16 protein-coding genes are annotated in these 13988 nt (G+C 47.5%); 7 read left to right on the forward strand and 9 right to left on the reverse strand.

Annotated elements, in window-relative coordinates:
• Positions 1–22: 22 nt before the first annotated feature.
• From MKY62_RS02110 to MKY62_RS02125, 4 genes are all read right to left on the reverse strand, one after another.
• Positions 23–766, reverse strand: a complete 744-nt coding sequence (locus tag MKY62_RS02110) for an amino acid ABC transporter ATP-binding protein (RefSeq protein ID WP_003178866.1) — start codon at positions 764–766, stop codon at positions 23–25.
• Between the two features lie 15 nt (positions 767–781).
• Entirely contained in the window at positions 782–1486 is a 705-nt protein-coding gene (locus MKY62_RS02115) for an amino acid ABC transporter permease (protein WP_003178869.1), read from the reverse strand.
• Positions 1473–2279 (reverse strand): cystine ABC transporter substrate-binding lipoprotein TcyA, encoded by an 807-nt coding sequence (gene tcyA, locus MKY62_RS02120; RefSeq protein WP_009330207.1) that lies wholly within the window; start codon positions 2277–2279, stop codon positions 1473–1475. The genes MKY62_RS02115 and tcyA overlap by 14 nt, the downstream gene beginning before the upstream one ends.
• A 128-nt stretch (positions 2280–2407) precedes the next feature.
• On the reverse strand, positions 2408–3820 hold the full coding sequence (locus tag MKY62_RS02125; protein WP_003178873.1) for a sigma-54-dependent Fis family transcriptional regulator: 1413 nt from the start codon (positions 3818–3820) through the stop codon (positions 2408–2410).
• A gap of 241 nt (positions 3821–4061) precedes the next feature.
• On the opposite strand from MKY62_RS02125, the gene MKY62_RS02130 reads away from it, so the two are divergent.
• From MKY62_RS02130 to rocF, 3 genes are all read left to right on the forward strand, one after another.
• Positions 4062–5264: an ornithine--oxo-acid transaminase gene (locus MKY62_RS02130; protein ID WP_003178876.1), complete on the forward strand. Its 1203-nt coding sequence runs from the start codon at positions 4062–4064 to the stop codon at positions 5262–5264.
• 213 nt (positions 5265–5477) lie between these two features.
• On the forward strand, positions 5478–6881 hold the full coding sequence (locus MKY62_RS02135; RefSeq protein WP_009330205.1) for an amino acid permease: 1404 nt from the start codon (positions 5478–5480) through the stop codon (positions 6879–6881).
• Positions 6874–7767 carry an arginase gene (gene rocF / locus MKY62_RS02140; protein ID WP_003178878.1) on the forward strand — a complete coding sequence of 298 codons (894 nt, stop codon included), beginning with the start codon at positions 6874–6876 and terminating at the stop codon, positions 7765–7767. Before MKY62_RS02135 ends, rocF begins: the two co-directional genes overlap by 8 nt.
• A 68-nt stretch (positions 7768–7835) precedes the next feature.
• Here the strand turns inward: rocF and MKY62_RS02145 are convergent, their stop codons facing one another.
• Positions 7836–8708, reverse strand: coding sequence for a LysR family transcriptional regulator (locus MKY62_RS02145; RefSeq protein ID WP_003178879.1), 873 nt, complete (start codon positions 8706–8708; stop codon positions 7836–7838).
• A gap of 122 nt (positions 8709–8830) precedes the next feature.
• On the opposite strand from MKY62_RS02145, the gene MKY62_RS02150 reads away from it, so the two are divergent.
• Genes MKY62_RS02150 through MKY62_RS02165 form a run of 4 tightly spaced genes read left to right on the forward strand, consistent with a single transcriptional unit; the run spans position 8831 to position 11553 of the window.
• Complete coding sequence (locus MKY62_RS02150) at positions 8831–9400, forward strand: non-oxidative hydroxyarylic acid decarboxylases subunit B (RefSeq protein WP_003178880.1); 570 nt, start codon at positions 8831–8833, stop codon at positions 9398–9400.
• A 13-nt stretch (positions 9401–9413) separates the two neighbouring features.
• A complete protein-coding gene (locus MKY62_RS02155) occupies positions 9414–10835 on the forward strand; it encodes a non-oxidative hydroxyarylic acid decarboxylases subunit C (protein WP_009330203.1) in 1422 nt (473 codons plus the stop codon).
• A 19-nt stretch (positions 10836–10854) separates the two neighbouring features.
• A complete protein-coding gene (locus MKY62_RS02160; RefSeq protein ID WP_003178882.1) occupies positions 10855–11082 on the forward strand; it encodes a non-oxidative hydroxyarylic acid decarboxylases subunit D in 228 nt (75 codons plus the stop codon).
• A gap of 15 nt (positions 11083–11097) precedes the next feature.
• Entirely contained in the window at positions 11098–11553 is a 456-nt protein-coding gene (locus MKY62_RS02165) for a pyridoxamine 5'-phosphate oxidase family protein (protein WP_003178883.1), read from the forward strand.
• Between the two features lie 34 nt (positions 11554–11587).
• Here the strand turns inward: MKY62_RS02165 and MKY62_RS02170 are convergent, their stop codons facing one another.
• From MKY62_RS02170 to MKY62_RS02185, 4 genes are read right to left on the reverse strand one after another with little or no spacing between them, the layout of a single operon-like run.
• A complete protein-coding gene (locus MKY62_RS02170; RefSeq protein WP_003178884.1) occupies positions 11588–12034 on the reverse strand; it encodes a hypothetical protein in 447 nt (148 codons plus the stop codon).
• 25 nt (positions 12035–12059) lie between these two features.
• The gene (locus MKY62_RS02175) at positions 12060–12401 is read right to left on the reverse strand and encodes a hypothetical protein (protein ID WP_003178885.1); all 342 of its coding nucleotides are present in this window, start codon (positions 12399–12401) and stop codon (positions 12060–12062) included.
• Between the two features lie 57 nt (positions 12402–12458).
• Entirely contained in the window at positions 12459–12905 is a 447-nt protein-coding gene (locus MKY62_RS02180; RefSeq protein WP_003178886.1) for a hypothetical protein, read from the reverse strand.
• A gap of 20 nt (positions 12906–12925) precedes the next feature.
• Positions 12926–13606, reverse strand: coding sequence for a hypothetical protein (locus MKY62_RS02185; protein WP_003178887.1), 681 nt, complete (start codon positions 13604–13606; stop codon positions 12926–12928).
• Positions 13607–13988 lie beyond the last annotated feature (382 nt).

Below are 13988 nucleotides of genomic sequence, written 5' to 3' on the forward strand. Positions count from 1 at the left end.
TCTCTTGATCAGGCTGTTTTGTTTATACAGGATTCAAAATCCGGTTTAAAAACTGTTTTGTTCGTTCTTCCTTAGGGGCTGAGAAAATTTGTTCAGGCGGGCCCTGTTCGACGATGACGCCGCCGTCGATAAAGACGACTTCGTCTGCGACATCCTGCGCGAATTTGATTTCGTGGGTGACGACAACCATCGTCCAGCCCTCATTTGCAAGGTCTTTCATGACTTTCAGCACTTCGCCGACCAGCTCGGGGTCCAGAGCCGATGTGGGCTCGTCAAAAAGCATCAGCTCAGGCTTGATGGCCAGGGCGCGGGCGATCCCGACGCGCTGCTGCTGTCCCCCGGAAAGCTGGAATGGATAGAGATCCATTTTGTCTTCAAGGCCGACCTTTTGCAGAAGCTGAACGGCTTCCTTTTTGACCTCTTCTTTATTGCGCTTTTGCACTTTTACAGGCCCTTCCATCACATTTTCGAGCACGGTGCGGTGCGGGAACAGGTGATAGGCCTGGAATACCATTCCCGACTTTCTCCGCAGGCGGAGGAGGTCAGCAGGTTTATTTTTCTTGGAAAAATCGATGGTGAAATCGTCAAAAGAAAGAATGCCGCGGTTTGGAATTTCCAAAGCGTTCAGGCAGCGAAGCAGCGTCGTTTTGCCGGAACCGGAAGGCCCTAAAATGGCGATCACTTTTCCTTTTTCGATGTTCAGATCGATTTTTTTTAAGATTTCATTTTCGCCGAAGGATTTATTCAGCCCTTTGATCGCAAGCATGGTCTATTTCCCTCCTTACTTGGCCACATACCGGTCCAAACGCCGTTCAATCTGCTGCTGAACAAGCGCGAGAACAAAGCAGATGATCCAATAGATGAATGCGGCTTCCATATAAATGATTAAAATTTGGTCAAGATTGCCGGCCCCGATTTCCTGGGCCTTCCGGAATAATTCAGCAACAAGAATCTGTGACGCAAGCGATGTATCTTTAACCAAGCTGATGAATGTATTGGATAATGGCGGAATTGACACGCGCACAGCCTGCGGCAGGATGACCCTGGTAAGCGCCGTTTTTTGAGTCATTCCAATCGAATAAGCCGCCTCCCACTGTCCTTTCGGAACGGAAAGGATGGAAGCCCTGATGATTTCCGACGCATAAGCGCCGACATTTAATGAAAAGGCAATGATTGCGCTCGGAAACGGGTCGATCGTGACTTGAAACGCTGGAAACAAGTAAAAAATAATGAACAGCTGAACGAGCAGCGGCGTTCCGCGGATCGCTGAGACATAAATGCCGAAAACCGCTCTTAAAATGCGGGATTTGGACATTCTCGCCAGCGCCGTGATCAATGCGATGATCATACCGAATATAAAAGAGAGAATGGCAAGGGGAATCGAGTAATAGATTCCCCTTAAAAAGATCGGCCAAAATGACTCACGCACAAGATCCCACGGGATCGCCTGGCCGATGGCCGCCGCTTGTATATTACTTAGAAACATCTTCGCCAAACCATTTCTTCGCTATTTTCGCGAGTGTGCCATCCTCTTTCATGTCCTTCAGCGCGGAGTTGACCTTGTCAACCAGTTCGCCGCTTCCTTTGCGGAAAGCAAAATGCGTAGTTTGCGGCTCGCCTGTTTCAAAAGCGATTTTCAGGTTTTTGTTTCCTGACGTCTTCAAATAGTTCAGCACCGCCAGTTTATCGTTATAGGTGAGGTCGACACGGCCCTGCTGAATCAGCTGAAACGCTTGAGCCATTCCTTCTACGCCTTCGATTTCAGCGCCGGCGTTTTTCGCAAGGTCATTATAGTTGCTTGTCAAAGACTGCGCGGCTTTTTTCCCTTTGACATCTCCTTCAGACTTTACATCGTTGTTGTCCGCTTTTGTGACAACGACGGCTTGGGAAGTTGTATATGAATCAGAAAAATCGTACTGATCTTCACGGTCTTTTTTCCCGACTTGGTTGGCAACGACGTCAAAACGCTTTGAGTTGAGTCCGGCAAACATGCTGTCCCACTGCGTTTCTTTAAATTCAGCTTTCAGGTTGAGGCGCTTGGCGACTTCCTGCATCACTTCGACATCATAACCTGTTAATTTATCTGTTTTTTTATCGTGGAATGTAAAAGGTTCGTACGTTCCTTCAGTACCGACTGTCAATACGCCTTTATCTTTGATTGAAGACCAGAGGCTGTCGCCGGCTGCGTTTTTATCCTTGGAATTGTCCCCTGACGCGCCGCATGCGGCCATCACGGTGATCAACAGCGTCAATAATACAGCGAATATTGCTTTCTTCATTTTATTCCCCACTTTACTGATTGGATTTAGTTGATATGATTTTACTTAAGGCTCTTACAAAAGTAAAGCATAAACCTTTTTTAGTATGAGTCAAGAAATACGTTTTTAGTGATGAAAGGGAGAGAAGATCATTCTGATTCCTGATCGAAGCGGATCTTCCATTTTTTAAGCCTGTATTGCAGGCTTTGCCTGCTGATCCCCAGCACCCGAGCCGCTTGTGACACATTGTAATTGCATTTTTTAACGGTTTTTTGAATATAATACTTTTCGGCATTCTCGATTTGTTCCTTTAAAGGAGCGGCCGAGGCGGAAGGAAGCGGGGCGAACAGATCATAGCCCTGCTGCGGCAGCTGCTCTTTTGCCGCTGGTTTCGTCCTGTATTGCAATGGAAGGTGCGTCAGCTCGATTTTGTCTTCGTAGGACATCAAATTCATGGCGCCTTCAATTAAATGTTCAAGCTCCCTGACGTTTCCCGGCCAATCGTATGAAAGCAGGAACCGCCGCACCTCTTCTTCAAAACCCTTGACCTCCATTTGGAACAATGCGTTGTATTTGTCGATAAAATGCTGCGTGAGCGGCATAATATCTTCCTTCCGGTCTTTTAATGGAGGAATAAACAAGGTGACGACGCTCAGCCTGTAATACAAATCTTTTCGCAGCCTCTGGCCGCTGACAGCGTCGACTGGATCTTCGTTCATCGTCGCGATGATCCTGACGTCGATCGGAGTATCCTTTGAAGCGCCGATCCGCCTGATCGTTTTTTCTTGAATCGCGCGCAAAAGCTTTGCCTGCAATCTGAAGTCCAAAGAATTGATTTCGTCAAGGAGCAGTGTTCCGCCGTCAGCTTGTTCGAAAAGACCCGGACGATCCACGGCTCCCGTGAATGCGCCTTTGACCGTGCCGAATAATAGGCCTTCGACAAGGCTTTCCGGGAGGGCTGCACAGTTTTGCGAGATGAATGGGCCCGTTGAGCGCTGGCTTCCGTTATGTATACTTTGGGCGAACAGTTCTTTTCCGGTTCCGGTGTCGCCAACGATCAGAATGGAGGAAGAGGTCCGGGTCGCCCGCTTTGCATGTTCAATGACTTCCTTGAACGCCGGACTGACGCCGATCAGGCTGTCAAACGTATACTTTGTGCTTTCTGTTTTGTTCATATTTTCTCTGATCAGGCGTTCAAGCTTTGTGACATCTTTGGCAATCTCGACCGCTCCTTTCGTATTCCCGTTTTCCATAATGGGGAATGTATGATTGACGGTCGTAATTTCCTGTCCTTTGTTATTAAAGTAAGTCTGTTTGACGTTTTTGTTCGTTTTCCCGTGATGCAGCGCCTGCAGGAGGGTGCTGTCATGCTGGCTGGCAAACGTAAACACGTCCAGCACGTTTTTGCCGAGCACATCGCCGACATCCATCCCTTCAATCTGGCTCATCTTTTTGTTATAGACAACAGATGTGCCGTTTTCATCGACGACATGCAAGCCGATATCGATTTCATCTATAATTCCTTGAAAAATAAGTTTCAGAAAATCATAATCCTTCAGCAATTGATATCCCCCTTTGTTCGTATCTGTCTCCATTTTAAGTGAAGACTTGATAAGGGTGCAAAAAAATATGCATTTATTTTTGCACCTTTGCATAAAAACCGCAAAATTTTTTGCGAGTTACACATGCAATGTTCTGAAAATTTGCGGTATTAAGAGTTGGCACGATACTTGCATATAAGATAGTGTGAAACAAAATACGACATCTGGCATGTATGTCCAAAAATAAGAAGGAGGAATCAGAATGACGGTTCTATCAAAGTCCGAGAAAATTATGAAGCAAACCGCACATTTTGGCGCGAATAACTATCATCCTCTGCCGATCGTGATTTCTGAAGCGGAAGGCGCGTGGGTGAAAGATCCGGAAGGCAACCGATACATGGATATGCTGAGCGCTTATTCCGCAGTGAATCAAGGGCACAGGCACCCGAAAATCATCCAGGCGTTAAAAGATCAGGCAGACAAAATCACCCTGACTTCGAGAGCTTTTCACAATGACCAGCTTGGTCCTTTTTATGAAAAGGTCGCTTCATTAACGGGGAAGGACATGGTTCTGCCGATGAACACCGGTGCGGAAGCGGTTGAGTCCGCAGTTAAAGCAGCGCGGCGCTGGGCTTATGATGTAAAAGGCGTTCCGGACAATCAGGCGGAAATTATCGCATGTGAAGGCAATTTTCACGGCCGGACGATGCTGGCTGTGTCGCTATCTTCAGAAGAAGAGTATAAACGCGGTTTCGGACCGATGCTTCCCGGCATCAAGCTGATTCCATACGGGGATCTGGAAGCGCTGAAACAGGCGATCACACCGAATACAGCCGCTTTTTTAATTGAGCCGATTCAAGGTGAAGCGGGAATTGTCATTCCGCCGGAAGGCTTTTTGAAGCAGGCTGCTGAAGTCTGCAAAGAGCGCAATGTCTTGTTTATCGCCGATGAAATACAGTCAGGGCTTGCACGTACAGGGAAAATGTTCGCCTCTGATTGGGAGGACGTCACACCGGATATGTACATTTTAGGTAAAGCGCTCGGAGGCGGCGTGTTCCCGATATCGTGCATTGCAGCAAACCGGGATGTGCTTGGCGTGTTTAATCCGGGCTCACACGGATCGACCTTTGGAGGGAACCCGCTTGCATGCGCCGTATCGATCGCAGCTCTTGAAGTGCTGGAAGACGAGCGGCTCGCTGAACGGTCGCTGGAGCTTGGGGAATACTTTAAAGAAAAGCTCTCGCAAATTGATAATCCTAAAATCAAAGAAGTGCGCGGCAGGGGGCTGTTCATCGGGGTAGAGCTGACCGAGGCGGCGCGTCCGTATTGCGAGCGCCTGAAAGAAGAAGGGCTGCTCTGCAAAGAAACGCATGAGACGGTAATTCGCTTTGCACCTCCTCTTGTCATTTCTCATGAGGATCTGGATTGGGCGATTGAAAAGATTACCCGTGTTTTGTCGAAGTAAAGCGAACGGCTGAACAATAAGGGGATTGTTCAGCCCGTTTTTTCGCTGTCTGTGCGAAGTTTGTCAAAAATTGAAATATCAGGAAAATGTTCAGAAGATTTAAAAAATAGTCTATATGTCATAGGGGGAGCTGACATTAGGGAGAATTGAAACGGAAGGGGTGAAGGCGGTTTGAATCATGAAAACCGTGAACAATATACACTGAAACGAACGATGAAATCCCGCCATTTGTTTATGATCTCGCTTGGCGGCGTCATCGGAACCGGCTTTTTTCTCGGAACAGGTTATACGATTAATGAAGCCGGACCGATCGGCGCGATTCTTTCCTATTTAGCGGGCGGAATGATCATGTATTTTACGATGCTCTGCCTTGGGGAGCTCGCTGTGGCAATGCCGGTTTCAGGCTCTTTTCAGACGTACGCGACAAAATTTATCGGGCCTGCTACAGGGTTTGCCGTCGGCTGGATCTATTGGCTCGGCTGGTCGGTTACTGTTGCTTTGGAATTTTTGTCAGCGGGGCAGCTGATGAAAAGATGGTTTCCCGATGTCGGCGTCTGGATATGGTGCTTGATTTTCGGGCTGCTGCTTTTTTCACTCAATGCTTTATCGGCAAAGGCTTTCGGGGAATCGGAATTTTGGCTGTCCGGCATCAAAATTATCGTCATTCTTCTGTTTATTATTCTCGGCGGAGGCGCGATGTTCGGACTCATCGACTTGAAAGACGGACAGGCTGCACCGTTCTTTTCCAATCTGATTGGAGACGGAATTTTTCCAAACGGATTCGGCGCGATCTTTATCACGATGATCACCGTCAACTTTGCCTTTCAGGGGACGGAGCTGATCGGGATCGCGGCGGGGGAAAGCGAAAATCCGGAAAAAACGGTGCCCCGCTCCATCAAACAGACGGTCTGGCGGACACTGGTGTTTTTCGGCCTGTCCGTATTTGTACTGGCGGGATTGATTCCATGGGAAAAAGCGGGGGTTGTTGAAAGTCCGTTCGTTGTGGTATTTGAACAAATCGGCATTCCGTATGCCGCCGATCTGATGAACTTTGTTATTTTAATTGCTTTGTTATCGGTGGCGAATTCGGGCTTGTACGCATCGACGAGGATGCTTTATTCCCTGGCGAAAGAGGGAATGGCCGCTCAGGCTTTAAGCCGGGTCAATAAAAGAGGTATTCCGATGAATGCGCTTTGGATCACGCTCGGTTTTGCGGGTTTGTCCCTCATCTCAAGCGTAGTCGCAGCAGAAACGCTCTACATTTGGCTTTTGTCTCTAGCCGGTTTAAGCGCGCAAGTCGGCTGGATCACGATTACGGTATCACAGCTGCTATTTCGCAGACGATATGTCAAAGAAGGCGGAAAGGTTGAAGACTTAAAATTTAAAACGCCTCTTTATCCTTATTTGCCGCTGACGGGATTTATTTTAAACAGCGCCGTCCTTGTGAGCCTCGCTTTTGATTCAGAGCAGAGGATGGCATTGTACTGCGGGATTTTATTCATGTCGGCCTGCTACTTTGTTTATCACGTGTTTGTGAAAAAACGCCAGGCTCTTGATCGACAAGAAGCAATGATCTATCAAAACAAAACAAACGATGAGGTGGTTATTGATGAATAAACAAGTTTCTTTGATTGGAATGCCGATGGACTTGGGGCAGGCGCGGCGCGGTGTGGATATGGGACCGAGCGCGATTCGCTACGCTCATATCGTGGAGCGCTTAAACGAGCTGGGCTATGATATCGATGATCTGGGCGATGTGCCGATCAACCGCGATCAGCCAAAAGGAGACGAAGGGCTGAAAAATTTAGTTTCCGTACTGGAAGGAAACCGCAAGCTGGCCGATATCGTCGACAATGTCGTCGAGCAGCGCCGCTTCCCGCTCGTGCTGGGCGGAGACCACAGCATTGCCATCGGGACATTGGCGGGTGTAGCCAAGCATTATCAACAGCTCGGCGTGATTTGGTATGACGCACACGGAGACCTAAATACGCTTGAGACATCGCCGTCAGGCAACATCCACGGCATGCCGCTGGCGGTAAGTCTCGGTGTCGGCCACGAAAAGCTGGTCAACCTCCACGGCTATGCGCCGAAAATCAAACCGGAGCACGTCGTCATCATCGGTGCGCGCTCGCTTGATGAAGGAGAGCGCAAATATATCCGTGAAACCGGCATGAAAGTCTATACCATGCATGAAATTGACAGGCTCGGCATGACGAAGGTAATGGAGGAAACGATCGAGTATTTGTCAGCAAATTGCGACGGCATCCATCTGAGCCTTGATCTGGACGGTCTTGATCCGAGTGACGCTCCGGGAGTCGGCACCCCTGTCGTCGGAGGCATCAGCTACAGGGAAAGCCATTTGGCGATGGAAATGCTCTATGACGCAGATATCATTACATCCGCCGAGTTTGTTGAAGTCAACCCGATACTGGATCATAAAAATAAAACCGGTGAGGCGGCCGTCGAACTGATCGAATCATTGTTAGGGAAGAAACTGCTGTAACCAATGCGAAGGAGAGGGCATCGGCATGATGCCTTCTCTTTTTTTATTGGCGCATTCCCGGGCGCTTATCAAAATAAAGCCAAAAATTCTCTCACAGGCTTCGGCAGAAAACTGCCGGCCCTCCAAACGACAGACGGCTGCAGAATGAACGGATTGTTTTGAATTTCCAATGTCTGAACATGCCGTGCAAAATGCGCCGGCAGCATGGACAGCGGCAGAATCGTCGCTCCGAATCCCGAAGTGACGAGGCTGAGAAGCGTTGTAGAATCATGGCACTCACAAACGACCCTCGGTTCGAGGCCAGATGATTGAAAGTGATGGACGACCTCGTCGTAAATCCCTTTTCCGTGCGACGGCCTGAGCAGAATCAGCGGCAGGCCGGCAATTTCTTTCATTCCGGCTTCTCCTTTTAAGCCATACGACTGATTCCCTGGAAGAACAAGCTTGCATGGAACCTCCGGCAGGCTTTTTGATTCGGTGTTTTTGCTGTGGATAGGCGTTGTCGTGACGGCTGCATCGATCTGCCGGCTTTCCAGGAGCTCGCTTAGCCGTGAAGGCTCACCTTCCCAAATGTTAAACATTAAATTCGGATACATATCTCTGATCTTCGAGACTTTTGAGAGCAGCAGGGCCGCGCAGTAAATCGTCGAGCCGACGGCAAGGGTTCCGTTGACTTCTTCACGCAGCTCCCGCACCTCCAAGATGGAATCCTCAAGCTTGTGCAGGATTTCTTTTGCTCTTTTCAAAAAAACTTCTCCTTCGTAGGTCAACGTCAGGTTTTTCTTTTTGTTCCGGTCAAATAAAACGACTCCGAGCTCCTCTTCCATCTGCTTCAACTGCCTGGAGAGCGGCGGCTGTGCAATATGGAGCCGCTTCGCCGCCGTTGTAATTTTTCCTTCCCGGGCGATTGTAACGAAGTATTTTAACTGGCGAATATCCATTTTCACGGCACTCCTTTTTATACCTTTAGAGTATTATATATAGATTTAACAGATATTTTCAATATGGTAAATAGAGGCGTATCATTTTAACTGAAGCACCAGGAAGGAAAGGGGGGGCGCATATGAACATCATCGTCGGAATCACGGGCGCGACCGGCGCGGTATTTGGCGTGCGGATGCTGGAGTGGCTGAAGAAAACCGACGCAGAGACACACCTTGTCATCTCTCCGTGGGCAGCGGCAACGATCCTGCACGAAACGGGATATACGATGAAAGACGTGGAAAAGCTCGCATCTTTTACGTATTCCCACAAAGACCAGGCGGCCCGCATTTCAAGCGGTTCCTTTCAAACGGACGGAATGATTGTCGCACCGTGCAGTATGAAGACGTTGGCGGGCATCCGCACCGGTATGGCGGATAACCTCTTGACCCGTTCGGCGGACGTCATGCTGAAGGAACGGAAAAAGCTCGTTCTGTTAACAAGGGAGACGCCGCTGAACCAGATTCATCTTGAAAACATGCTTGAGCTGACAAAAATGGGGGCGGTGATCCTGCCGCCGATGCCGGCTTTTTATAATCATCCCCAAAATCTGACCGAAATGGTCGATCATATCGTATTTCGGACGCTGGACCAATTTGGCATCCATCTGTCTGAAGCGAAGCGCTGGGAAGGTATGAAACAGGAGAAATAAGGAGGATAACAGAATGGCTTATCAAGATTTTAGAGATTTTTTAAATACGCTGAAAAAAGAAGGACAGCTTCTTGAAGTCCAGGAAGAGGTGAAGCCGGAACCCGATTTGGGAGCAGCTGCACGCGCCGCCAACAACCTCGGAGACAAATCACCCGCTCTTTTATTCAACAACATTTACGGCTATAACAATGCCCAAATCGCGCTGAATGTAATCGGCTCCTGGCCGAACCACGCATTAATGCTCGGCCTTCCAAAAGACACGCCGGTTAAAGAACAATTCTTTGAGTTCGCGCGCCGTTATAATCAGTTTCCAGTAAAAGTGCAAAGAGAGGAGACAGCGCCGTTTCACGAAAACGAAATCACAGAAGACATCAACCTGTTTGACATTCTGCCGCTCTTCCGCATCAATCAGGGCGACGGCGGCTTTTATTTAGACAAGGCATGCGTCATTTCGAGAGATGTCGAGGATCCGGACCACTTCGGCAAGCAAAACGTCGGCATGTACAGATTGCAGGTAAAAGGCAAAGACCGCCTCGGCATTCAGCCCGTCCCGCAGCATGACATTGCGATCCACCTGCGTCAGGCTGAAGAGCGCGGCGAAAACCTGCCTGTCACGATTGCGCTCGGCTGCGAACCGGTTATTGCAACGGCGGCATCCACACCGCTCTTATACGATCAATCAGAATACGAGATGGCAGGGGCCCTGCAAGGCGAACCATATAAAATCGTCAAATCAAAACTGTCTAACTTAGATATCCCATGGGGCGCAGAAGTGGTTCTCGAAGGTGAGATCCTTGCGGGCGAACGCGAGTATGAAGGTCCGTTCGGCGAGTTTACCGGCCACTATTCAGGCGGACGAAGCATGCCGATCATCAAAATCAAGCGCGTCTGCCACCGCAACAATCCGATTTTTGAACACCTGTATTTAGGCATGCCTTGGACTGAGGTTGACTATATGGTCGGCATTAATACATGTGTGCCGCTTTACCAGCAGCTTAAAGAGGCGTATCCGAATGAAATTGTCGCGGTAAACGCGATGTATACGCACGGCTTGATCGCCATTGTATCAACGAAAAGCCGCTACGGCGGATTCGCCAAAGCCGTCGGCATGCGCGCGCTGACAACTCCGCACGGCCTCGGCTACTGCAAAATGGTGATCCTCGTTGACGAAGACGTCGATCCGTTTAACCTCCCGCAAGTGATGTGGGCAATCTCAACGAAAATGCATCCGAAACACGATGCAGTCATCATCCCGGATTTATCCGTTTTGGCGCTAGATCCAGGTTCTGAACCGGCGGGAATCACCCACAAAATGATATTGGACGCGACAACGCCGGCTGCACCGGAAACAAGGGGACACTATTCACAGCCGCTCGATTCCCCTATAGGAACGAAAGAGTGGGAAGCAAAATTAATGAATCTGCTAAATCAATAAAAGAGGAGAGTGTTTCATCATGCATACATGTCCGCGCTGCGAATTAAAAAAAGCGGAAACCGTCAGCAAATCACCCGTTGAAGGAGCCTGGGAAGTCTATCAATGCCAGCACTGCTTTTTCACTTGGAGGTCATCAGAGCCGGAGACGATCACAAATCCTGAAAAATACAATCCGGCCTTTAAAATCGATCCCGCTGAAGTTGAAACAGCTGTACAAGTGCCGGCGATTCCAGACCGGAAAATCTAAAGGGAGGCATCCGGCATGGCTCAGCTATCAAACGAACTATTTCAGCTTTTAAACGGAGAGAAGCTCGCCGGTAAGCGGCACGAAGCGATGATGCTCCAGACCGTCACAGAAGACGGCTGGCCGCACACGGCGATGATCAGCGCCGGCGAAATCCTTGCCCTGAACAAAACCGACATCCGCCTGGCTCTCTGGCAAGGCACAACGACGACCGCGAATATTGCGAGAACAGGACGGGCGCTCTTCGTCGCTTGCTGGAAAGGCAAAGCACATTATGTGCGGCTGTCTTTAAAGAAACTGCCCGAATTAAGAGACGCCAAACACCCGAGAGCGCGCTTCGCCGGTACGGTCGAAGCGGCCCGGGAAGATATCGCAAAATACGCTGATATCATCTCCGGCGTTCAGATTAAGCTGAAGGATGAAGCGGCGGTTTTGCGGCGGTGGGAAGAGACGCTGGGGGAGCTGAGGAAATGAAGAAAAGGACCATGGCGAACCATGGTCCTTTCAATTATTTCTGCAGCATTTTATTCGTCACTTTATAAGCCAGGATACAGCAAATTGTAATAAAAATAATGGCGATCGAAAGGATCACGAGCTTTTCAGCAACGGTATATATCGGCATGGGAAGAATAGCAGCGCAGACGGCAAACAGGCTGCCAAAATAAACAAACAGGATCAGAGGCTTTTTGTATTTTTTCCAAATCACTTGATTAATCCCGTTTTTTTCGGGATCTGCCGGGTGTTTGCGGTCTTCATCTTTCATCAATTTATTTAGCAGTAGATAAATGAGAAATGCGAATAAAGTTGCCGAGAAAATATTAAAACAGAGGATAAACAGCTTTTCCCCGATGCTCATCTTCGGATTCAGAACGGCGCTTAGAACGGAGCCGCATACGAAAAACAGGTAGACGGATAAGATGGCTTTGTTTCTTGGTTTTTGTAGAAAATTAGACATTCGGATCTCTCCAATTGTAAATGATTTAAACGCTGAAAATGAGATGGACCAGAAAAGAAAAAATATAAAAGATGATGATGCTTAAGATGCCTCTGCCCACAAGATAAAGGGCGAAATACAGTTTTCTCAGGAACCAGTTGTATCTTAATAGCCGTTTGTAAACAAAGTAGCCGGTGCCGACAAGAAGAAAAACGAATGTATTTGTGATTTTATGGGACCGTTTTTCAGGTTTTAAAAAGATCATTTTTTCATATTCAATGATCATATGACTCGCAATGATTAAAAAACACAAACTGTAAGCGAAATGAGCGGCCAACATACCGGCGATTAAGTATTCGGTATATTCAACAAAAGTTTCTGGTGACATCATAACTCCTTTATGAATAGCGGTCTCAAGCGTTTTTTAACTGACATAAAAAGCTTTTCATTCTTCGTCAGGCATTCTTTCCAAACAAGACCGGTTCAGCATTTGATTCGCCGTTTGATAAACCGCAAAAAAATTGCCCGATATCACGGCAAACAGAATCGCAAACATGCCGGATTTCCAAGCGAGTGAGAGTTCGGACATGGAAAACACGGATATTCCCACAATCAGTATGCCGACGAAGTAGAAAGAGAGCGTGAACGGTTTTCTGTGTTTCTTCCAAAAGATTTTCGCGACGATGTTGCATCGGGGCGCGCTTTGATCTTTCTTCGGCTTATTTATAAACACATAAATGATGAATGTGAATAAAGAAATTGAAACGAACATAAAGCCGATGACGGCAAGCCTTTCCTTCCAGTTGATTGCAGGTTTGACAAGGGCGGCCAAAATGATGATTGTTGCATATAGGGAATAAACTAAGAAAATGATTTTATTTCTGCCTTTCAAACATGACATCTCCTTGTGCCTTAAATCCTATGCTGTCTGATGATATCTTGATTCGCTTTGATGAAGAAGTATTTGTGGATGAATTTGACCCCCATTATAGAAAATAAACAAGCCATAAGCAGATAGACGATACTCATCAACAAATAGACGGCAGACTCTGAAACTCGCAAAACAGCATGACTTATCATATAACCGGCCGCCGGAACAGCCGCCAAAAGCATCCCTGTCGGAGCTGCTGTCTCCCTTTTGCCTCTTTTAGGATCAGGGAATACAGCCAAGTAATACCGAATGACGAGGAAGATAGAGGCGGCATATATGAATAGTGACAGACTGATCAACGGTAAATGAAAACCGATGGCAGAAAACATCATTTTTTGCGCCGTGATCAGCTGGCAATATGACATACCGCTGAAAGATACGCCCATAAACCGAACATATTGAAGGTGATGAAGATATTCGGTCATGTTTCTGGTATTTATGAGGATCATCCAAACATTGATCAGAATAGCGACAGGGAGGACGGCAAAAGTGAAAAATTCGACTTTGCTCGCCAGCACAGGTAATATGCAGAGAATATCCAGCACCAACACGATAAAACAGGCCATTCCCCATTTCGTTTCCCGGCTGACGGGAGCCTTCAAATGAGATTGAATATTGTAAGGTAAATCTTTGTATACAACCGTTTCTTTTAATCTCAGCAAAACTTATATTCCTCCGCTTATCCCTCTGAATTTTTATAATTCTCCATGTGTTTTTTCAGCCAGACCTTTTTTCTGAAGATATGCAATAGGAGCGGAAGAACGAAAAAGAACAAGCTGATAACCGAAACAAACAAGGGAATTTCTGAAGGGGCTTGTTCCAATAAACCCCATATCGTCATGATGACAAAAAAGATACCAACCACAGGGAATAAAATCGTGAAGATGATCATAGCTTCGTTTATTTTTTTATATAGAAAATTTTTTTCGTTTTTCATATTGAGCCCCTTTTCTTGATGGGTGTTTTCTGCATCGGCAACGTTTGGCTTTGTGTTTTTTCATATCTCGTCTATCTTCTTGAAACAATAATTCGGGAAACTGAGAT

Source organism: Bacillus sp. FSL R7-0646, assembly GCF_037969865.1.
Classification (GTDB): Bacteria; Bacillota; Bacilli; order Bacillales; family Bacillaceae; genus Bacillus; species Bacillus licheniformis.